This window comes from Kitasatospora sp. NPDC087861, from assembly GCF_044742585.1.
Taxonomy (GTDB): domain Bacteria; phylum Actinomycetota; class Actinomycetes; order Streptomycetales; family Streptomycetaceae; genus Kitasatospora.
Genome location: NZ_JBIUUS010000001.1, coordinates 210,942 through 230,879 on the forward strand (window position 1 = coordinate 210,942; position 19,938 = coordinate 230,879).

General features: G+C 70.4%; 21 protein-coding genes. 13 read left to right on the forward strand and 8 right to left on the reverse strand.

Going from position 1 to position 19,938, the window contains the following annotated elements:
- The first annotated feature begins 77 nt into the window (after positions 1–77).
- The 6 genes from ACIOJE_RS00865 to ACIOJE_RS00890 all read left to right on the forward strand — a co-directional run bounded on the left by ACIOJE_RS00865 (position 78) and on the right by ACIOJE_RS00890 (position 9,648).
- Positions 78–1,142 carry a hypothetical protein gene (locus ACIOJE_RS00865; RefSeq protein WP_280675640.1) on the forward strand — a complete coding sequence of 355 codons (1,065 nt, stop codon included), beginning with the start codon at positions 78–80 and terminating at the stop codon, positions 1,140–1,142.
- Between the two features lie 239 nt (positions 1,143–1,381).
- A complete protein-coding gene (locus tag ACIOJE_RS00870) occupies positions 1,382–2,620 on the forward strand; it encodes a C40 family peptidase (RefSeq protein WP_280675638.1) in 1,239 nt (412 codons plus the stop codon).
- 206 nt (positions 2,621–2,826) lie between these two features.
- Positions 2,827–3,600, forward strand: coding sequence for a TnsA-like heteromeric transposase endonuclease subunit (locus ACIOJE_RS00875; protein WP_363631803.1), 774 nt, complete (start codon positions 2,827–2,829; stop codon positions 3,598–3,600).
- Positions 3,597–5,624, forward strand: a complete 2,028-nt coding sequence (locus ACIOJE_RS00880; RefSeq protein WP_363631800.1) for an integrase — start codon at positions 3,597–3,599, stop codon at positions 5,622–5,624. The genes ACIOJE_RS00875 and ACIOJE_RS00880 overlap by 4 nt, the downstream gene beginning before the upstream one ends.
- The gene (locus ACIOJE_RS00885; protein WP_400772486.1) at positions 5,621–6,685 is read left to right on the forward strand and encodes an AAA family ATPase; all 1,065 of its coding nucleotides are present in this window, start codon (positions 5,621–5,623) and stop codon (positions 6,683–6,685) included. The genes ACIOJE_RS00880 and ACIOJE_RS00885 overlap by 4 nt, the downstream gene beginning before the upstream one ends.
- Positions 6,682–9,648: a TniQ family protein gene (locus ACIOJE_RS00890; protein WP_400772488.1), complete on the forward strand. Its 2,967-nt coding sequence runs from the start codon at positions 6,682–6,684 to the stop codon at positions 9,646–9,648. The genes ACIOJE_RS00885 and ACIOJE_RS00890 overlap by 4 nt, the downstream gene beginning before the upstream one ends.
- Before the next feature lie 58 nt (positions 9,649–9,706).
- On the opposite strand, the gene ACIOJE_RS00895 is transcribed toward ACIOJE_RS00890, so the two are convergent.
- The 3 genes from ACIOJE_RS00895 to ACIOJE_RS00905 all read right to left on the reverse strand — a co-directional run bounded on the left by ACIOJE_RS00895 (position 9,707) and on the right by ACIOJE_RS00905 (position 11,031).
- Positions 9,707–10,102 (reverse strand): contact-dependent growth inhibition system immunity protein, encoded by a 396-nt coding sequence (locus ACIOJE_RS00895; RefSeq protein WP_363631794.1) that lies wholly within the window; start codon positions 10,100–10,102, stop codon positions 9,707–9,709.
- A gap of 61 nt (positions 10,103–10,163) precedes the next feature.
- Positions 10,164–10,691: an SMI1/KNR4 family protein gene (locus ACIOJE_RS00900; RefSeq protein ID WP_400772490.1), complete on the reverse strand. Its 528-nt coding sequence runs from the start codon at positions 10,689–10,691 to the stop codon at positions 10,164–10,166.
- Between the two features lie 82 nt (positions 10,692–10,773).
- Positions 10,774–11,031: a DUF6221 family protein gene (locus ACIOJE_RS00905; RefSeq protein ID WP_400772491.1), complete on the reverse strand. Its 258-nt coding sequence runs from the start codon at positions 11,029–11,031 to the stop codon at positions 10,774–10,776.
- A 124-nt stretch (positions 11,032–11,155) separates the two neighbouring features.
- On the opposite strand from ACIOJE_RS00905, the gene ACIOJE_RS00910 reads away from it, so the two are divergent.
- The 4 genes from ACIOJE_RS00910 (at position 11,156) to ACIOJE_RS00925 (ending at position 14,393) form a co-directional block, all read left to right on the forward strand.
- The gene (locus tag ACIOJE_RS00910) at positions 11,156–11,758 is read left to right on the forward strand and encodes a DUF6000 family protein (protein ID WP_400772493.1); all 603 of its coding nucleotides are present in this window, start codon (positions 11,156–11,158) and stop codon (positions 11,756–11,758) included.
- Positions 11,759–12,173: 415 nt separating this feature from the next.
- Positions 12,174–12,695, forward strand: a complete 522-nt coding sequence (locus ACIOJE_RS00915) for a GNAT family N-acetyltransferase (protein WP_280675636.1) — start codon at positions 12,174–12,176, stop codon at positions 12,693–12,695.
- A gap of 40 nt (positions 12,696–12,735) precedes the next feature.
- Positions 12,736–14,016 carry a GNAT family N-acetyltransferase gene (locus ACIOJE_RS00920; RefSeq protein ID WP_400772495.1) on the forward strand — a complete coding sequence of 427 codons (1,281 nt, stop codon included), beginning with the start codon at positions 12,736–12,738 and terminating at the stop codon, positions 14,014–14,016.
- Positions 14,017–14,132: 116 nt separating this feature from the next.
- Positions 14,133–14,393 (forward strand): HNH endonuclease signature motif containing protein, encoded by a 261-nt coding sequence (locus ACIOJE_RS00925; RefSeq protein ID WP_400772497.1) that lies wholly within the window; start codon positions 14,133–14,135, stop codon positions 14,391–14,393.
- A gap of 53 nt (positions 14,394–14,446) precedes the next feature.
- Here the strand turns inward: ACIOJE_RS00925 and ACIOJE_RS00930 are convergent, their stop codons facing one another.
- Positions 14,447–14,677 (reverse strand): hypothetical protein, encoded by a 231-nt coding sequence (locus tag ACIOJE_RS00930; RefSeq protein WP_400772499.1) that lies wholly within the window; start codon positions 14,675–14,677, stop codon positions 14,447–14,449.
- Positions 14,678–14,682: 5 nt separating this feature from the next.
- Positions 14,683–14,919 (reverse strand): hypothetical protein, encoded by a 237-nt coding sequence (locus ACIOJE_RS00935; protein ID WP_400772501.1) that lies wholly within the window; start codon positions 14,917–14,919, stop codon positions 14,683–14,685.
- Between the two features lie 97 nt (positions 14,920–15,016).
- Here ACIOJE_RS00935 and ACIOJE_RS00940 point away from each other — a divergent pair, with 97 nt between their 5' ends.
- Complete coding sequence (locus ACIOJE_RS00940; RefSeq protein ID WP_400772503.1) at positions 15,017–15,166, forward strand: hypothetical protein; 150 nt, start codon at positions 15,017–15,019, stop codon at positions 15,164–15,166.
- 231 nt (positions 15,167–15,397) lie between these two features.
- On the opposite strand, the gene ACIOJE_RS00945 is transcribed toward ACIOJE_RS00940, so the two are convergent.
- A complete protein-coding gene (locus tag ACIOJE_RS00945; protein ID WP_400772504.1) occupies positions 15,398–16,198 on the reverse strand; it encodes a TetR family transcriptional regulator in 801 nt (266 codons plus the stop codon).
- A gap of 183 nt (positions 16,199–16,381) precedes the next feature.
- Between ACIOJE_RS00945 and ACIOJE_RS00950 the strand changes: the two genes are divergently transcribed.
- Positions 16,382–16,957 carry a GNAT family N-acetyltransferase gene (locus ACIOJE_RS00950; protein WP_400772506.1) on the forward strand — a complete coding sequence of 192 codons (576 nt, stop codon included), beginning with the start codon at positions 16,382–16,384 and terminating at the stop codon, positions 16,955–16,957.
- Positions 16,958–16,991: 34 nt separating this feature from the next.
- Here ACIOJE_RS00950 and ACIOJE_RS00955 read toward each other — a convergent pair whose 3' ends face one another.
- Both ACIOJE_RS00955 and ACIOJE_RS00960 read right to left on the reverse strand, forming a co-directional pair.
- Positions 16,992–17,471: a macro domain-containing protein gene (locus ACIOJE_RS00955; protein WP_400772508.1), complete on the reverse strand. Its 480-nt coding sequence runs from the start codon at positions 17,469–17,471 to the stop codon at positions 16,992–16,994.
- Positions 17,472–17,480: 9 nt separating this feature from the next.
- Positions 17,481–18,740, reverse strand: coding sequence for an MFS transporter (locus ACIOJE_RS00960; protein ID WP_400772510.1), 1,260 nt, complete (start codon positions 18,738–18,740; stop codon positions 17,481–17,483).
- A gap of 128 nt (positions 18,741–18,868) precedes the next feature.
- Here ACIOJE_RS00960 and ACIOJE_RS00965 point away from each other — a divergent pair, with 128 nt between their 5' ends.
- Positions 18,869–19,828, forward strand: a complete 960-nt coding sequence (locus ACIOJE_RS00965) for a LysR family transcriptional regulator (RefSeq protein ID WP_400772511.1) — start codon at positions 18,869–18,871, stop codon at positions 19,826–19,828.
- The last annotated feature ends 110 nt before the right edge of the window (positions 19,829–19,938 follow it).

The following is a 19,938-nucleotide window of genomic DNA, read 5'->3' on the forward strand; positions in this document are numbered from 1 at the left end:
CGCGCGTTGGACCGGTGTTGGGCTCCGGGCCATGTCGCGGCAGACCGGAGGAAGGACCAGGAACGAAGGTAAGACGCATGACCACACTGCTGGACGGCTACCGCGAGCACATCGTCGCCGCGCACAAGCAACCGCTGTTCCTGCTGCTGGTCGGCTTCATCACCTCCTTCGTGTTCATCCGGTTCAGCGTCCGGATGATCCGTGCCCAGGTGCGCTGGTGGCCCGGCAACGTCACCCCCGGCGGCCTGCACATCCATCACATGGTGTTCGGCCTGGGCTTCCTGCTGGTCGGTGGCGTCGGGGTGTTCGCCACGTACGGCGGTCACCCGTGGATCGACTGGTTCGGGCTGGTCTTCGGCATCGGCTGCGGCCTGGTGCTGGACGAGTTCGCGCTGATCCTGCACCTGGACGACGTGTACTGGAGCGAGCAGGGCCGCAAGTCGGTGGACGCGGTGATCTTCGGCATCCTGTTCACCGCCCTGCTGCTGGTCGGGTACGTGCCGCTCGGCGTGGTGCCCGGCCAGGAGACCAGGTGGGGCCTGATCACGGTGATCTCGGTGAACGCCCTGGCCTCGGTGATCAGCCTGATCAAGGGCAAGCTGTGGACCGGCCTGCTCGGCATCATGGTCCCCGGCCTCTCCTGGATCGGGGCGGTCCGGCTGGCCCGCCCGAGCAGCCCGTGGGCCCGCTGGCGGTACGCCAAGCGTCCCCGCCGCCGGGCGCGTGCGCTCCGGCGCGAGCGCCGACTGCACCGGCGTGCGGACCGGGCCCGCACCTGGCTCTTCGACCTGATCGCCGGCGCCCCCGACAAGGTGTCCGCGAACCACCCCGCCGCCCACCGGGTGGCCGAGCGGATGGCCGCCCGGGCCACCGCCCACCTCGACGCGCACGCCGCCCGGGCGCTGGCCCGGCGTCAGGCGCGGCTGGCCGACCGCCGCTCGGCGGCCGCCGCCGGGGCGGCGGAGGGCGGGGCGTACGGCGCGGGCGGCAGCGGCCCGGGCCGGTCCCACGGGGCGCGGCAGCGTCGCCGCACGGTCCGGGCGGGGCGCAGCCGGACGTACGCGGTCCGTCCGACCGGGGTGGAGCGCCGGTCCGAGCGACACCTCCAGCTGCGGACGCGCACCCGCCGGATCCACCGGTAGTTCGCATACCCCGTGCGCCTGACCGACGGTGACTCATGATCGGATCATCTGATGGTCACCCGGCTGGCAGGGCGCGTTCGAGGTGCGAAAAGCGTCGGAGTTGAGAACATGATCGACGAGTGACCTTTCTGTCACTTGATGGGATGATTCGTCGGACCTCCTCCGCCTGGCCGCCCCGGTCCGAGCACCGCGCACCGTCCGACCGCCGTCCCCTCCGGACCCGTGAGAAGGGATGTCTCGTGGCGCGCAGGCTCCTGCCGACCCTCCTGTTGTCCCTCACCGCCCTGCTCGGGCTGCTCCCCGCCGCCCAGGCCGCCCCGGCGGACCCCGAACCCACCGCCGGCCCCGCCCGACCGGACGACCCGTACCCGACCACCGAGGAGATCGACCGGGCCCGCTCCGAGGTCGACCGCACCGCCGCCTCCGTCACCGCCATCGAAGCCGGACTCACCGCCGCCCGGGCCGAACTCGACCGGGCCGGCCGCAGCGCCGAACAGGCCGTCGAGGCCTACAACGGCGCGCAGCTCGCCCTCGCCCGGGCCCGCACCGAGGAGGCCGCCGCCGGCCGGCGCGCCACCGCCGCCGAGGCCGAGCGCTCCGAGGCGGCCGCGGACGCCGCCCAACTCGCCGCCGAAACGTACCGTCAGGGCGCGGGCGCCGAACTCTCCGCGCTCAACGCGCTGCTCGGCGCCCGCGGCCCGCGTGAGGCCGGCGACCGCGCCGCCGTGGTCGGCGTCGCCAGCGAACGCACCCGGCAGATCCTCGACGCCGCTACCTCCACCGCGGCCGCCGCGAACCGGGCCTCCGCCGCCGCCCGCACTGCCACCGAGGCCGCCGAGAAGGCCGCCACCGAGGTCGGCGCCGCCAAGGCCAGCGCCGAGGCCCGGCTCGCCGCCCAGCAGGACGCGGTCCTCGCCGCCGACCGGCGCCGCGAGCAGCTGCTCACCGACCTGGCCGCCGCCCGGCACACCACCGTCGACCTGGAACGCCGCCACCGCGAGGCCCTGGAGGAGATCACCACCCGGGAGGCCGAGGCCGCCGCCCGCGCCGCCGCCGAGCAGGCCGCTGCCAAGGCCACCCAGGCCGCACCCCCCGCCGACCGCCCGTGGTCCGCCGAGGGCGCGGCCGCCGCCATCGACTTCGCCCGCTCCAAGATCGGCCTGCCCTACATCTGGGGCGGCGAGGGTCCGGCCGGCTACGACTGCTCCGGGCTCACCATGATGGCCTGGCGCGAAGGCGGCAGACAGCTCAACCACTTCGCCGCCGACCAGTACGCCCAGAGCACCCCGATCAGCTACCGCCAGCTGCGCCCCGGCGACCTCGTCTTCTGGACGCACACCGGCCGTGCCGCCGACATCTACCACGTCGGCCTCTACATCGGCGACGATCAGATGATCGAGGCCCCCCGCGCCGGCAGGCCGGTCAAACAGGCCAGCCTCTGGATCATGGGCACCCCCGACTTCTACGCCCGCCCGTAGGGCCCGTCCGCACCCCCTGTAGGTTCCCATTTCACTTTGCGCTTTCCCACTGACTCTGCGCCCGAGTTGCGCATGCGCAAGATCAGTGGGGCCGTGAGTAGGCAGTTCGACGGCGGCGCCTACCGATTCCCTGATTCTTCACCATCACGGGTGATCTGAAGCTGATTCACCCTGTCCAGGCTCGGCGGGAGGGAGATGGTCGCGCCATGACTGACTGGTCTGATGTTCTAATCGCCGAAGATGCCTCTGTGCCTTCGGCCCCTGATGTGACGGTGCGCTACCGCAGCGGGACTGGCGCCTTCGTGGACACCTCGTTGGATCGGGTGTCGGTCGATGACGTGCTGGCGGGTCTACCAGTACGGGAGATGCGCTGGTTCGCAGGGCGGCAGTGCTACTCAGGGTGGTACTGGTCCGCAACTACGGGCGGGCACGTGGTCTACGAGAGCCGGCTGGAGCTGGCTCGGATCCTGCTCGCCGACCATGATCCGAAGGTCGTATCGATCGCGGCCCAGCCGTTCTGGCTGCAGTGGTTCGACGGCAGCCGCATGCGTCGGCATGTTCCGGACCTGCTGCTTGGCCGTGCGGACGGCTCAGTGGCCGTGGTGGATGTGAAGGCCGCGCATCGCCTTGACGATCCGAAGGTGGCCAGGCAGTTCGCGTGGACCGAGCGCTTGGTCCACGCTCGGGGCTGGGACTTCGAGGTGTGGTCTTCGGCAGACCGGGTGCTGCTGGAGAACGTGCGATTCCTGGCTGGCTATCGCCGCGACGCGATGATCGACCCGGATCTGGCAGAGGCGGTTCTGGACGCCGTGGGCGAGTCGGTTTTGATCGCGCACCTTGAGCGGTCGTTGCCCGAGATGGGGGAGGCGGCCGTCATCCGGCCGGCGATTCTGCATTTGCTGTGGTCCGGTCGGCTGCTGGCGGACCTGTCCCGTCCGCTCGGTGGCGCGACCCATGTTCGGCTGGGGGTGGCGGCGTGAACGGACACACGGTGACGGTCGTGATTGGGGCGACGCTGCTGGTAGACGGCGACCCGGTCGAGGTAGTCGAGTTCGACGGCCGATCGGTGATGGTGCGGACGCTCGGCGACGGCGCCTACCGCAGCCTGAACCTGGCCGAGCTCGCGTCGCGGGCCCGTGGCTTGGGAGCGGGGCCAGCAGAGGGCGATGACCCGGGGCTGGTGCTGGCCGGCTTGTCGGCAGCCGAACAGGAGAAGGTGGCGGCTCGCGCGGGGCACGTCCGCGAGGTGCTGACCGGCTTCACCTCCGGCCATGCGGAGTCGGCACGGACGGGTGAGCCGCGTCCGCAGTTCGCCCCTGGGGTTGCTCTGAAGGAGAAGTACGCCGCGAAGGCCGCTGAGCTGAAGGTCTCGGTCCGGACCGTGGAGAACTGGACGTCCGCCTATCGGGCCTGCGGCGAGGCCGCGTTGGTGGACGACCGCAAGCGGGTCGGGCACCGCCGATCGGTCGACCCGCGCTGGGATGCCGCGGTGCTGGCGGAGCTGGCGGCCGGAGTGGACGCATCGACGCCGACCCGAAGCGCGGTCCTGATGCGGGCTGCGGAGCGCTTGGAGCGCGAACACGGAGAAGGAGTCGTTGGGATTCCGCCGAAGACCACGGCCTACCGACGCCTGGAGGAACTGACCAAGGGCCGCAACGCCGTGTCCGGTTCGGCGAAGGGACGCAGGTCGATCGCGTCCCGGCCCCAGGGGACATACGGCCGGCTGCGAGCGACCCGACCGGGCGAGTACCTGATCCTGGACACCCAGGACCTGGACATGTTCGCGATGGAGCCGGTGACCTGCCGCTGGCTTCGCGCTCAGTTGACGGTCGCTCAGGATCTCTTCGACCGGCAAATTCTGGGGCTGAGGGTCACGCCGGTGTCCACCAAGGCGGTCGATGTCGCCGGGGTGCTGTTCGAGGCGATCACCGGCCGCAGCGGCGGCCGAGCCGCCCTGGGCTCTCCACACGGAGTCCCACAGCGGCTGGTGTTCACCGAGCACGAGGCCGAGGAATCGTGGTGCCTGCCGGAGACGCTGGTCGTCGACCACGGGAAGGCGTTCCTGTCGGCGCACGTCATCGGAGTCTGCGCGCGCTTGGGCATCTCCATCCAGCCCGCCCAGCCGAAGAAGCCGACCGACAAACCCACCGTCGAGCGGTTCTTCAAGACCCTGCGTGAGGGGCTGATCCAGCACCTGCCCGCCTACAAGGGGCCCGACCTGCACAGCCGGGGGATCGGACTGGAAGGGAAGGCGTTCCTGTTCCTGCACGAGTTGGAGGACGTAATCCGCGACTGGATCATCACTGTCCACCACACCGACAAGCATGACGGGCTCACCATCCCGGAATGGCCGGGCCTGCCGCTGTCGCCGAACGAGATGTTCACCCTCGGTGTCGGAAAAGCGGGGCGGCTTCGGTTGCCCGCCCGGCCCGAACTGGCCCTGGAGTTCCACCGGGTGGCCTGGCGAACGGTCCAGCACTACGGCGTCGAAGTGAACGGGCTGCTCTACAACGGAACCGCCCTGGACGGGCACCGCAACCAGACCAGCCCCTACGGCGGGATCCAGGCCGGCAAGTGGCCGATCCGCGTGAACGACGAGGACGTGCGCTCGGTCTACTTCCAGGAGCCGGCCGACGGATCCTGGCACCAACTGGATTGGGAGCACGCACCCATGTTGGGCACCGCGTTCTCGGCCGAGGCTGCCCAGTACGCCCGCGCGTTGGCCGCGCAGAAGGACCGCTTCGCCGACCCGGTGGCTGCGCTCAAGCAGGTGCTGCAGCGCTGGGAAAGCGGCCAAGTGATGGACCGCCGTGAGCGGCGGATGGCCGCCCGCTTGTCCGCAGAGCGCTCTGGCATCCCGTTGCCCTCCAGTCCCCAGGACGGCGACCCGGCAGTACTGCCCGCACAGGCCGGTCCGCAGCTTGTCGGTGACGACGACAGCGAGGACGAGCTGTTCGACGACACCGAGGGTTACTACGACGATGCGCTGGAGGTGCTGGAGTGACCACCGCCTACAGCTTGTCGCGCAAGCAGGGCTGGCGCCGTTTCACCGACACGCCCGCCCGGATCCGACCGGATCGGCTGGCGGCGGCCGCGCTGGCGCGCATGGCGCCGGTGGACCGCGCCCGCTTCGACGAGACCCGGCACGACTGGCACGCGAACTTCGGCACGATCGCCACACCGCAACTCGTGCAGGTCCGCGAGGAACTGGACCTGATCGTCGCCTCCAACCGGCAGGACAGCGACCGAGTCCGCGGGGCGGCCGTGATCGACGGCTTCCCCGGTCTGGGCAAGACCACGATGGTCAACCTGTTCGCCCGCGACTTCGACCGCACGGCCCGGCAGTTGGGCGGGGACACCACCGAGGACGGCGACGAGCGGATCCCGGTCTTCCGGGTCGGCCTGACGTCGAACACCACGCTCAGGACCCTGAACAAGATGATCTGCGAGTTCTACGGCCACCCCGGAGCCACTAACGGCACCGCCGCCCAACTCGCCACCTTCGCACTGGACTGCGTCCTCAAGTGCGAGACCAGCGTCGGGATCATCGACGACGTCCACTTCATCAACCAGAACAGCCGCGACGGCCTGGCGGTCAGCAACCACCTGAAATGGCTGGCCAACGAGTTGCCCGTCACGTTCATCTACGCGGGCGTCGGCCTGAGCGAGCGCAGGTTCTTCGACGAGGGCTTGGCCGGCGAGTCCACTGCCCTTGCCCAGACCGCCGCCCGCTGGACCCGTCTGGAAGTCGTCCCGTTCGAGCGGGACGACAGCTGGACCGTGCTGATCAAGGCGATCGAGAAGCAGCTCGTCCTGGCCAAGGCCCGGCCGGGCCGGCTGGTCGCTCTGGACGAGTACCTGTTCGAGCGGACCGGCGGGCACATCGGCTCGTTGATCACCCTCGTCACTCGCGGCTGCTTCAAGGCCATCAAGAACGGGACCGAAGCGCTGACCTGGGATCTGCTGCAGACCATTCGGATCGACGAGGCGGCGGAGCGTTCCCGGCCGCGCCGCGCTGCCGAGACCAAGCGCCGGGGACGGAAGAAGGAAGGGGCCAGCCGGTGACCGGCGACTGGCCCACGCTGCCGCTGCGGACAGCACCGGTCGAGGGCGAGAGTATCGACTCGTGGATCGAAGCACTGGCTCGCCGGCACCGGCTCTCCGCAAGCCAGCTGCTGCCGGCGTTCGGACTGTCCGAGCGGGCCCGCTCGGTCCACCGCTTGATCAAGGTCACCCCAGAGGAGACTTGGCGGCGGATGGAACACGTGGCGGGCCTGCCGAGCGGAACACTGCTACCGGCTCAACTCGCGGGTCAGTCAATGGGGATGACCCTCGTCGGCGGAGGTACGCGGTTCTGCCCGCGCTGTCTGGGCGAGAACGGCGGGCGCTGGCTGCTGGTCTGGCGATCGAACTGGGCTGTTGCCTGCCGCCGGCACCGACTGCTGCTGCTCGACAACTGCCCGGTCTGCACGAAGACCCCGAGGGCCTTTCTCCCTGGCGGCGTCACGGTGCCTCCGCCGGGCGCCTGCTCCTACCAGCGCCTCCGCTATGCCCCCCATTGCGGCACTGACCTCACGTCCCTGCCGACAACGCCTGCGCACCCTGCTGTCCTTGCCGCCCAGACTTGGCTCGACGGGCTGCGCGAAGCCGCCGACCGTGACGATCAGGATGCCGCCGCCACCCTGGGGAACCTTCCCATCGTGGCTTACTGGCTGATGACACACGAAGGGGTCGACTGGCAGGGGCGGGCTGCCGACTTGGCCTCCGGCCGTGCGCCGACGGAGGTGACTGTGGTCAACGGGCGCTTGCCGCGGATGGACGCCGCCCTGATCGCGAGTGTCCTCGACCTGAGCCGGACTGTCCTTGGCCCCGACGACGATGCCGCTGTCACAGCCATTCGCAACCTCCCGACCAGCCGATCCACGCGCACGGGAACCATGCCGACCGGGCTGAGTTGGTACCGCTGGCAGGCCATGACGGGGCCCTTCCCCAGCCGCTTCCTCCGGGCGATCGACCCCGATCTGGCCGCGATGGACCGACTGCGGTTCAAGTCCCCCACCCCACAGGCAGCACTTCCCGCCGGCCAGGCTGCGGCAGATCGCGGACGGTTCATTCCCCACCTGATCTGGCCGGACTGGGCCGGGCGCCTTCTGCCTGTTGCCGGCTTCCATACCGATCTGTTCCGCGCCACCGCAGCCACCTGTCTCCTCGGCCCCGGGACATCGGAACGCACCTACCGCGCACTCACCAACCGGTTCAACGACCGCGTCACCCCAGCCCACCTCTCCGTCCTCTTGCAGGGATTCGGTGACCTGCCTGCCCCGACGCTCCTGCATGTCCTGACGCTGTTCTGCCGCATCGCCACCTACCTCGACACCACTGACTCGCCCATCGACTACCAGCGACGACGCGTCCAGGTCCCCACCCACCCGCTCATCACCTGGCCGAGATGGCGCGACCTGGCACTTGAGATCGGCTCCCACCCGGGAGACACCCCCGGCAAAGGCCGGACAAGTCGCGGTCGCCTCCGCCACGTCCAGCGTCACCTGCTGCAACTGCTGACCGGCGCGGACCTCGGTGACGGCGGACACCACCTGTCCTTCACCAGCCCTGGCGACCGGGGGAATTACATGACCTTCACCACCAGGATGGCCTCGCCCCTGCGGGCCGCACTCGCCGGACATGCCGAGACGATCCTCGCTGACCTGGGCATCGACGAGCCGGTCACCTGGTCGCCGCCCGCTGAACTCGCCGACGGCCTTGTCCTGCCCGGCACGGACCCCGCCTCCCTGGACACCGACACAATCCGCCGGATCGTGGTCGATGAGCGACGAAGCGTCCGCGAAGCAGCCCAGGCGCTGGGCGTCAACTTCGAACATGTCCGGTTCGCCCTCGATCACCTCGACCGGCCTGAACGAGACTGGCGCCCCACCGCACTGCCCAGGACGTGGCAGCGCCAGCAGGAGATGGCACAGGTCGCCACCCGGGACTTCTTCGAACGCGAATACGTCCAGGGCCGTCGGAACCTCAATGACCTGGCTGCCGAGACCGGCTACAGCCGTCACCTTCTCGCCAAGGCCGCTCGCACCAACGGAATTACCCTCAACAAGGGCAAACCCCATCTCGTGAACGATGCCGTCTGGCTGCGTGACCAGTACGAGAGGCAGCGCAAGTCGACTGGCGTGATCGCCGAGGAGCTCGGCATCAGCCAGATGACCGTCAACCTCGCGCTGCACCGGTTCGCGATCGCCCCCAGGCCCTCAGGGGTCCATAGCTCACCACAGATGATCAACCGGCTCGATGGCCGACTCGCCGCGGACATCCGAGCCGCCGTCGAAGGAAGCCTGCAGGGCTGGCAACGGCTGCACCGGTTCCAGATCGCCATGGCCTTCCCCACTCTCAAGGCCGCCGCCGCACACCTCGGCATCAAGCCAGAAACCCTGGTTGTCCAGTTCCAGCGCCTCGAACAAGACATTGGCGCGACACTCTTCCACCGAGCCACCCCGGCCACAGCACAGAAGCCGACCGAACGCGGGCGCCGTCTCCTGAATCACCTGGCGAAGAATCACATCCGCAGTCTGATGGCCAAGTCCATCCCCAACGACGATCTCTCCAAGCTCCCCGAGCACCAAGCGGCAGCAGCTCGCCAGCAATTCCCCCGCCCTCGCCGCCCGATCAGCCCCTTCACGGAGATCCCCGTTGCCCGACTCCGGATCACCACCGCCTTGCTCGACCTGCTCAACGACCTCATGACCCACGGTGACGAACAGTGCTACGGCGCCCTCCTAATCACCCGCCTCCAACGCGACGCCAGTAGCACCTACGAGCAACTGCACCGACTCCGAACCGCCGGCTGGATCACCAGCCGAATCGAGGACGACGACTCCTGGCGCTCCAGAGCCTCACCCATCCGGGGACCCGGACGCCGCCGCACCTACTACCAATTCACCCCGGCTGGACGAGACGCCGCCATCTACGAGACCGCTCGCCTGGCAGCACACCCACCCCGACGACAAGGAAAGCGATGAGGTGCAGCGTGACGACCGCGGTCGACACACCCGACACCTGCAGCGGGCTGCCGCCGACCTACAGAGCCAGGAAACGCTCTACATCTCGCCTCAACGACGGCGTGAGACCACGCAGCTCCGAGACGATCAGGTGGAGAGCACGCCCGAGTTCGGGCGACTCGCTCCAGACCTCCGGGTTCATGGAGAGTACGGCGGCCAGCAGATCGCCCTCATACATGTCGCCCTCCGCCATCGGGTCGTCCCGGAGCACCTCCAACGCTACCGGCAGGACATGGGTAACGCCCACGTCCTGCCTGATCAGCAGTCGCAGGTCCTCGACGGTCAGCTCGCCGATTGCCTTTCGCCGGAGCGCGTGCATCGTCGCCACAAGGCGGGTGACATCGCCTGACGGGGCTGGCCAACGACCATGCTCAAGCTCCTCAAGGGAGCGATCACGGTTCACGAGTCGAGTCACCGAAGGATCGTCCCACGGCAGATCTCAAACGCGCTCCGAGATTGCAGAGTGCCTGTCGGAGTCAGCGGCACAGCTCCATGATGGTGTCGTCGAAATTGGGGAACTCCCGGGTCGCCTGCTCGATGACAACGGTGGCCGGCTGCTGCCGACCGGGGGCGAATCGCTCCGCGACGGCCGCCAGTTGCCGGTTGGGATGTGGGCTCCAGTCGGGCTCGTACGTGGTGGCCGCCTCCCAGGGGCCGAAGCCGCCAGCGAGCAGCCACAGAAAGTCGCCCAGGTCGCGTGCCAGTACGGCGGTCTCGCCTTCGGAGCCGAGGAAGACGATGGGCTGGTCGATGAGTGGGCGGCCTGGGCGGATCAGCCAGAACGTCGCGTATCCACCCGTGCCGTCTTGGCCGAACACGCGGAAGTCGTCACCACTCAACTCCGTGTTGCCGGTCCAGGCCCGGAGCCAGTCGGTGGTGTCCTCAGCGGACAGGAATGTCGGGAAGGGCTCGAAGTCGATCCCTTTGCCGTCGTCGTAGTCGAACGGGACCGACAGTGCGGCGGCGAGTGCGGCAGGGAGCTGTCGATCACTGGTCTGAGTCACGCGGAGAGGCTAGCGACTACCAGTGTCATCAACGTCGGCTCACCCCGGACGGACGAGACGCCGCCATCCATCGGACCAGGTTCTAGGGTCGCCACTCCTCCCGGTAGCTGGGGTGCTCGGCGTACGACTGCGCGAGCACACGCACGGCATGACCGAGGCCGGCGTAGCGCGCATCGGACGGATCCATTGCCTCGTAGTCCCGGGCCAGCATGTCGACGAGGTCGAGCATCGGCAGGTGGCTGTCAAGCAAGGCGTCAGCCCCGAAGCGGTAGGCCACCTCGGCATAGGCATGGTTGTCCGCCTCGTAGCGGGCGTGAAGGAATTTCAGGAGGTCATCCATGAAGAGATCATCGCCCAGCTACGGCGATGCGGGGGGAAGAGCTCTGTCCGTGAGCTCACGGCTCCCACCCCGAGCTCTCAGAATCAGTTGGCCGCAGACCAATGGAGAACGGGAAGATGCCGACATGCGCTTTCCTCGTTCCTCGGACCCCGAACTGCTCGATGTCATCGAGCGCTACGTCAAGCCCACGACCAACGACACCGGGCGCTACCTCCACCTCCTTCACGGCAACTTCACCCGTGACGACGAGGGTGAGCGCACACGCTTCCTCCAGTCACTGCGCTCAGCTGCCCAGGCGATCACCGATGAGGAACTCGAAATCCTCCTGGAGAGCGAGTGGCGCTCACGCCTCACCGCTGCCTGGCTGATCGGCGTGGACCGCCGTCAGCACTTCCGAGACGTGCTGGGTGACCTGCTTCTCGCCAGCCAGCTGTGCTTCTCCGGCCAGGGCTACTGCTTCGCTCTCGCACGCTTCTGCACGGAGGAAGATTCCCTGCACCTGGTGGCCTACCTGGATCGCTATCTCCAGCAGCCTGACTGCCAGTACGACCAGCACTGGGCCATCAGCGCGCTCCTCCACATCGACAGTCAGGCGGGAACCGAACACGCTAGCCGCTTCCTCGCCCCCGGAGGCCTGTGGCACCAGTGGAACGACGCCCAGTTCAAGCCCTCGCCGCCGAGTCGGTTCATCGATGAGCTGTGCGCACTGGCGGACCCGCCCACGTAGACGTCGCAAGATCCACGGCAGCTCCCGGCAATCCCGTACCTGCCTGGGCACTTCAACGAGTACGCAGAGACGGCCCGCCCACCCCGCCAGCGAGGAAAGCGCAAAGAAGATGGGTCAAAACCCGCGCAAGATCACTGGGAAGAGCGACGACAGCCCAGCTCATGCCGAAGCCGAATGAAGATCACGAGTGGAACCTACACCCCCGGCCTGCGCGCCGACCCCTTCCCGGCCGTCGGCCGGGAGGTGCCCCCGCCCTCGCCGCCCTCGCCGCACCGCGTTCCTCCTCCGCCGTGCGGTGCACGTACCCTGACGCCGCCGCCACCCCCGCCTGCGCTCCGGACGTGTCGGTGATGGGCGCTAGGATCCGCCGGACCGGCCCCGGCGTGGCCGGTTCGAGCACTCGGGAGGAGACGCGATGAGGCTGCGTGATGTCGAGGCGGGGGACGTCGACGCGTACGTCCGGATGCGGTGCGACGCGGTGATGATGGCCGGGCTGGGCGGGCCGCTGCCCCGGGATCGGGTGGAGGCGCGGCTGCGCAAGGACGTCGTGGAGGTGGCGGAGGACCGCGCGTGGATCAAGATGATCGTCCCGGACGGGGCCGGGCCGGAGGTGGTGGCCGGAGGGGTCACGCTCTGGTCGTACGAGGAGGACGGCGCCGCCGTGACCGAGATCGGCTGGATGGTGCTGCCCGAGTTCCAGGGGCGCGGCCTCGCCAAGGCGGCCGTCCGGGAGCTGCTGGACGCCGCCGCCGCGGACGGCCGGTGGGGCCCGGTGCACGCCCACCCGGCGGTCACCAACGGCCCGTCCAACGGGATCTGCCGGGCACTGGGCTTCCGGCTGCTCGGTGAGCGGGACGTCTCCTTCGCGGACCGTGTCCTGCGCTGCAACCACTGGGTGGTGGCGCCGGGGGAGCACGTCGGGTCGGGCACGGAATAAATCGGGTGCCGTCGGACAACGACGGCCGTACGGTGGCCCGATGGGCAACACAACCGATGACGGGGCCGTCGACATCGTGAACGGCCTCCAGATCCGCGCGATCACCGAGGGCGAGGTGGCCGCGTGGGATCGGGCCCTCTCCTTGGGCTTCCTGCGCTCGCACGCGGACAGCGCGGGCGACTTCCGCCGGCGGCAGTGGCAGCCGGGCCGCATGCTGGCCGGCTTCGACGGCGACCGTTGCATCGCCACCTTCCGCAGCTTCGACGTGGAACTGACCGTCCCGGGCGGGGCCGTCGTCCAGGCCGACGCCGTCACCGGTGTGACGGTCAGCTCCACCCACCGTCGCCGGGGCCTGCTCGGCACGATGATGCGCCGCGACCTCGCGGCCGCCGCCGAGCGCGGATCGGCGGTCGCCGTCCTGATCGCCGCCGAGTACAACATCTACGGCCGCTACGGCTACGGGCCGGCCACCCGCGGCCACGGCTGGAACATCGACCTGCTCCGCACCCGCGGCCTGCGCGACGACCTGCCCACCGTGCCCGGCGGGCGGATCGACTTCGTGACCATGGCGGAGCTGCGCGAGCTGGGCGCCGACCTGCACGAGCGCTGGCGGCGCACCCAGCCGGGCGCGATCGCCCGCGACGAGCTGTGGTGGAAGCGGAGCACCGGTGAGCTCCAGGTGCCGGGCTTCGAGTTCAAGGAGCCGTTCGCGGCCGTCCACCGCGACGCCGACGGCGTGGTCACCGGCCTGGTGGTCTACCGGATCGACGACAAGTGGGACGGCAGCTACCCGAACTGCGTCCTGACCGTGGCCGACTTCCTCGCCCTCGACCGGGCGACGGCCGCCGAGCTGTGGCGCTTCGTCCTCGCCGTCGACTGGGTGCGCAAGGTCGTCGCGGAGAACATCGGGGCGGACGACCCGCTGCCGCTGCTGCTCCAGGACCCGCGCGCCGCCACCCCGTACGTGGACAACGCCGACTTCACCTGGTTGCGGGTGCTGGACGTGGCGGCCGCGTTCGACGCCCGGACGTACGGCGCGCCCGGCCGGGTGGTGCTGGAGGTGGAGGACCGGCTCGGTTACGCCTCCGGCCGCTGGGCGATCGAGGTCGCCGCGGACGGCACCGGCCGCTGCACCCGGACCACGGACGACGCCGATCTCGCCCTGGACTCCTCCGAGTTGGGTTCGCTCTACCTGGGCGGCGAGACGGCGCCCCGGCTGCTCGCGGCCGGCCTGCTCACCGAACTGCGCCCGGGCGCGGCGGCCGCCGCCGACCTGCTGCTGCGCACGCCGTTGCAGCCCTGGAACCCGGACCTGTTCTGAGCGGGCTGCCGCACCCCGCCGAAGGCCGGTCCGCACTGCCGCGGGCCGGCCTTCGGCCGGTCCAAGCCGGGCCTGGCGAAGGCTACTTGACGGCGGTCTTCCCGGGGGTGGGCAGGATGAAGTCCTGGCTGAGCGGCTGGCGTCTGTGGACGCCCGCTGTCGTACGGCATCTTCACCAAGTGCGGCATCAGCCATCGGTCAAGGGGACGGCTACGCGACCCGGGACATCACACATCGCCACCGCCCTCGACGTCGACCACATCGCGCCCATCGCACCCGGCGGTGCGGATGTGGCCGGGAACGTCCAACTCCTCTGCCACGACCGCCATGCGGCGAAGACGCGCGGGGAGTTCCGGGCGAGGCGCCCGGCGTTCTGACCTGCAGAACGCCCCCCCCGCGATGTGCGGAGGGCGCCGGCGTTGCCGGGAGATCAGTCTTCCCGGACGAAGTCGTTGCTGTTGAGCTTGTCGAGGGCCAGCCAGTTGTCGAAGCGCACGTTCAGTTCGTAGGTCCCACCGGCAGGCAGCTGCTTCTCCAGCTCTGGGATCGCCGCCCTCAGCTTCCGGGCCTCATTCCACCTGTTCCAGGCGTCGAAGTCCTTGTTCATGTCTGGCCTCGTGGCCGTGGCATCCACGTTCAAGGCGGTGAGCTCTTCGCGCATCTTGTTCAGCTTCCGGCTTTGCTCTTCGCTCGCACCGCCGCGCTCCGGATCTCCTTCACCCAGGTGACTACGCCCCGCGCACCCGCAGCGAGCAGCACACGCGACCCGATACGGGCCGACGACCGGGACGTCTCCCCCAGGCCGTCACCGGTCTGGAAGCTATCGACGCTCGTGACGATCGAGGACGGCACGATCTCAAGATCCTTGGAGAGCTTGACTCGCTGCCCCTTTTCAAACGCCATGGTTGCCCACCCCTTCGTGATCAAGCGCCTACCCGGCGGAGTCTTCCATGGCTCAGTGTTATCGCACCACTACTTCACGAACCGGGAGGGGAAGAACATGGGTAAGCGTGGCGGCGGGTCCGGCGACGGCAAGGGCGGCGGGCAGCAGGACGACAGCAACAAGGGCGCCGGACACGGTGGCGGCGGGTCCGACGAGGGCGGCAACACCAGCGACGGCAAGGCCCCGGCGGACGGCAGCGGCAAGTGACCGGCGAGATGCCCAAGGAGGCGGGCCCCAGGGGCTCGCCTCCGCGCTGGTTGCCAGCGGCGCACGCGTCGGGCCCGAAGGTCACGCCGTGTGGCTCGATTCCCCGGAGAACCCGGTGCCGCGCCGAGGCTGAGGCCTATTGGCGAGGCCAGGTACCCGAGCGTTTGCTGGCCGGGTGCTCCCAACGTTGGGAGCACCCGGCCCGCGCAGTTGATCCGGTCTTTGCGGCCGCTACTTGACGGCGGTTTTCCCAATAGTGGGCAGGATGAAGTCCTGAATAAGGCCCTTGGCGTCGCGGACGATCGGTCGGAATACCCGATAGCGCGAGAGGTTGATCACCCGGGCCGCCATGGGAGTGGACCGGCGGACGAATTCCCGCGTCCGCTCGGTGTCCTCGGTCCGGTCGAAGACCCAGTAGAGGACCACGACCATGAGGTGCAGCCAGAGCACGTCGGGCAGCAGCTCGACCAGCTCGGCGTCCAGCTTCGGTGCCAGCTCGGAGCCCTGCAGCACGTCGCGGAACAGCTCCACGGCGGTCGCCCGCGCCGGGTGCGACTCGTTGGAGAACGGGCTCAGTGAGCTGGTCGGGTCGGCGGCCGTCCGGAAGAACTGCGCGGCGAACTCGTGGTACGGCGCGGCCGTGTCGAGCCAGGATTCCAGCGTGATCTGCAGTCGCTCGGAAAAATCCCGAGTATTGCCCATGCGATTCCTGGCATCCGCCGCATGGTCGTACGTCATTCGGTCATAGAATCCTTGAATCAAGAATTCCTTCGCCGAAAAATAATAGTAAGCATTTCCGACCGAAACGCCTGCCTCGGTGGCGATCGCGCGCATGGTGGTCTTCTCGTAGCCGCGCTCCTGGAACAGGCGCATGGCCGTCTCCAGGATCAGGGCCCGGGTCTGCTCGCTCTTGTCGGTCTTCGGTTGTGCCCGGCCGCCGGGCAGGGGCCCGCTTTCGGTGCCGGGTGCGGCCGTGGGCTCGGCCGCACCGCTCGTGCCGTCCGTTCGGTTCGTCGCTGCCAGGTCGTCCACGGGGACGAGCCTAACCGGAGACGAGGCTCCAGCCCGTGTCGGTGGATGTGGCACCGGGCGTCCCCTCCACGCCCGGTGCCGCACCCACCGCCCCCATGATTTCGAACACGTTCAAAGGCGTGGCAGAACTGTAGAGGCTTCGATTGAACATGTTCAACTCCAATGATGTGGGAGGCTCGTCACATGATCAGTTCCGTGCGGACCACCATCCGGCGCGGCGGCGCGCAGGACGCCGCGGCCGTCGCCGACCTGCACGCCCGCAGTTGGCGCACCACCTACCGCGGGATCGTCCCCGATGAGGCGCTCGGCGACGGGCTGCCGGTCCAGCGGCGCGAGCTGTGGGAGCTGCGCCTGACCGTCGACTACGGCGATCCGGCCGCCGAGCCCGAACTGCTGATCGCCGAACAGGCCGGGGAGATGGTCGGGTTCGTCTACCTCGTCCCGCAGCCGGACGGCCGGGTGCTGGTCGACAACCTGCACGTCCGCCCCGGCCGGACCGGCGGCGGCATCGGCCGCGCGTTGTTCGCCACGGCCCGCGCCCACGTCGCCGAACGTCATCCCGGGGCCGAGTTGTACCTGGAGGTGCTGCGCGGCAACACCCGCGCGGTCGCCTTCTACGAGCGCGAGGGCGGCGTGCGGACGGGTGCGCAGGAGGGTGTGTTCCCGGGCGGGTACGTGCTGCCCGAGTACGTGTACAGCTGGCCCGCCGAGCGCCGTGCGACGGACCCGGTGGGCGGAGCGGGCCGGGCGTCCGCCTAGGGCCTGCTGTCAGACCCCCGGTCCGCGACCGGCCCTAGTCGTGGTCGTAGACCGTCACCGACACCCCCCGCGCCACCAGCCGTGCGGCCACCAGCGGTTCGACCCGCTCCCAGCGGCCGCCGGCCAGCCCACAGCCGATCCGCGGCATGTGGACGGAGGCGCCGAGCTCCGCTGCCCGGTCACCCAGCGCGGCCAGCGCGGTGTCGATCGCCTCGTACCGGACCGGCACCCCGGTGGAGCGCCCCGTCCGGATGCCGCGCTGGCCGACCAGGTTGGCCACCCAGACGTACGGTTCGACCTGCACCACCTGCAGGGCGCCGAGACCGAAGTCGTTCCCCGCCCGCTCCCGGTGCCAGCGCCGGAACGCGGCCTCGGGCTCGGGCCAGCGTCTGGACAGCGCGAGCACGAAGCCCTTGCCCCAGCCGCCGAGGTCGTTGCAGACATGCGCGATCACCTTCACGCCCTTGCCCCGGGGCGCGGTGGCATCGCCTCGGACATAGGTGATTTCCGCCATGCCCGAACGCTAGACCGAGGTACTGACAGCCCGCTCGGCATTTTCCGCCGGGGCCCGCCGGGCGGGCGCGAGCGAACGGCGCCCGGCCAGGGCGATCAGCAGGGCGAGCACGGCCGCGGCGGCCGGCAGCACATAGCCGGTACCGGGGGCGGTGTGCTCGGCGACCGCGCCGGCGAGCGCCGCACCGCCCGAGATGCCGACCACGATGCCGGACACCGCGACCGCCATCCCCTCGTTGAACTGCCGCTGCGGCAACAGCTCCTGGACCAGTGTCATCCCGGTCACCATGGTCGGCGCGGTGGCCGTGCCGGCCGCGAACAGCACCGCCCCGAGCAGGCCGAGCCCGGCCCCGCCCAGTCCGGCGGCGAGCGGCAGCAGCAGCACGCCGGCCATCGCCGCCGTCCCGCACAGGAAGCGCAGGCCGGGCGCCCGACGCGGCGTCAGCAGCCCGAACAGCAGCCCCGCCGCGCAGGATCCGGCCGCGACCAGTGCCAGCAGCCCGCCGGCGGCGGCCTTGTGCCCGAGCGTGTCGGCGTACGCCACGGTGGTGATCTCGGTCGAGCCGAAGACCATGCCGGTGGCGAGGAAGGTGAGCAGCAGCACGCGCAGTCCGGGTACCCGCAGTGGCGAGCCGTGGCGGTCGCGCGCCGAGCGGGCGGGCAGCGGCGGTTCGGTGCGCCGTTGGGCCGCGAACAGCAGGGCGCCGGTGGTGCCGAGCGTCCCGGCGGCGAGCAGCCCGGCCTCCGGGGTGACCGCTGTGCAGAGCGCCATCGCGAGGACGGGCCCGGCCATGAAACAGAGCTCGTCCAGTGCTTGTTCGAGGGAGTTGGCCAGGTGCCGGGCGGCCGGGTCGGCCCGGTACAGGTGCGCCCAGCGGGCCCGGGCCATGCCGCCGAGGTTGGGCGCGGCCGCGCAGGCGGCCCAGCAGGCGTAGAGCGTCCAGTCGGGGGCGCCGAGCCGGACGCAGAGCAGCAGGGCGGCGAGCGGGGCGGCGTTGTAGAGCGCGGCCGGTACGGCCACCCGCGCCTGCCCGTACCGGTCCACCAGCCGCCCGAGCAGCGGCATCCCGATCGCGCCGGTGACCAGCCCGGTCGCCGAGACGGTGCCGGCCAGCGCGTACGAACCGCGCCGCTCGGCGAGCAGCACGACCAGCGAGACGCCGTTCATCGACAGCGCGAGCCGGCCGAGCAGCCCGGCGAGGGTGAAGGCGGCGGCGCCGGGGGCCGCGAACAGCCGCCGGTAGGAGGCGAAGAGGGCGCGCGAGGGCATCGGGCTCCTGGGGAGGGTGAAGGGGAAGGCCCCCAGCCTCGCCGCGTTGCCCGGTGGCCGTCCAACACCTGTTCCGCCGCATTCACAACAGGATGTTGTCGGAACGGCGTGTTGTTAATCTGCCGCCCATGCCCCGCGACCTGCACCCCCGCCTGCTCCGCGGCTTCGTCGCGACCGCCGAGACCCTGCACTTCGGCCGGGCCGCCGGGCGGCTGCACGTCGCCCAGCAGGCGCTCAGCCGGGACATCCGGACCCTGGAGGGGCTGCTCGGCGACGCACTGTTCACCCGTACCACCCGCAGCGTCGAACTCACCCCGGCCGGGCTGCGGTTGCTGCCCCGGGCACGCCGGCTCCTCGCCCTGCACGACGAGATCCTGGCGGGCGCCGCCCGGCCGCTGCTGCTGGACCTGAACAGCGACGTCACCGGCCCGGACCTCACCGCCGACCGGGTGCTCGAACGGGCCCGCGCCGCCTGGCCGGAGGGGGAACTGCTGGCCCGCTTCCACGGTGGCCTCACCGCGGCGGCCGCCGAACTGCTGGCGCACCGGCTGGACGTGTCCTTCGGCCGGTACGCGGGCCTGCCCGCCCAGCTGCGCGACCAACTCGCCCAGCGTCCGGTCCGGTTGGAGCGGATCTCGGTGATGATGGCGGACACCCACCCGCTGGCCGGCCGCCCCGCGCTGCGTCTCGCCGAGCTGGCCGGGCACCCCGTCGACGTCTGCGCCGGCAACCCGGCCACCACCGAGTGGACCGACCTCGGCGTCCGCCTGCTGCGCGAGCACGGCCTGACACCGGCCGCGCCGTACGTCCCGCCGGTGGGCGTGGACGAGACGGCCCGCTACCTCGCCCGGCACGGCGACCCGATGCTGACCACAGTCGGCGGGCCGAGGATCCCGGGGGTGGTGAACCTGCCGCTGGTGGAGCCGGTGCCGCTGAGCCTGGTCAGCCTGGTGCACCGGCCCGGTGAGCGCCACCCGGGGCTGGCCGCGCTGGTCGCCGCGGCCACCGGGCTCGGTGCGGCCGAGGGCTGGTTGCACCGGCCGTCGGGGAGCTGGCTGCCGGTGGCGGACGCGGCGCTGCTCGGCTGATCGGCGCGGTCGGCCGGCGAGGGTGCTGAGGGCCCCGGTGCGCGGAGCACGGGTGCCCAGGGTCTGGAAACGCGGCCCCCGGGGCGTGCGGGCGGACATGGCACCGCCCC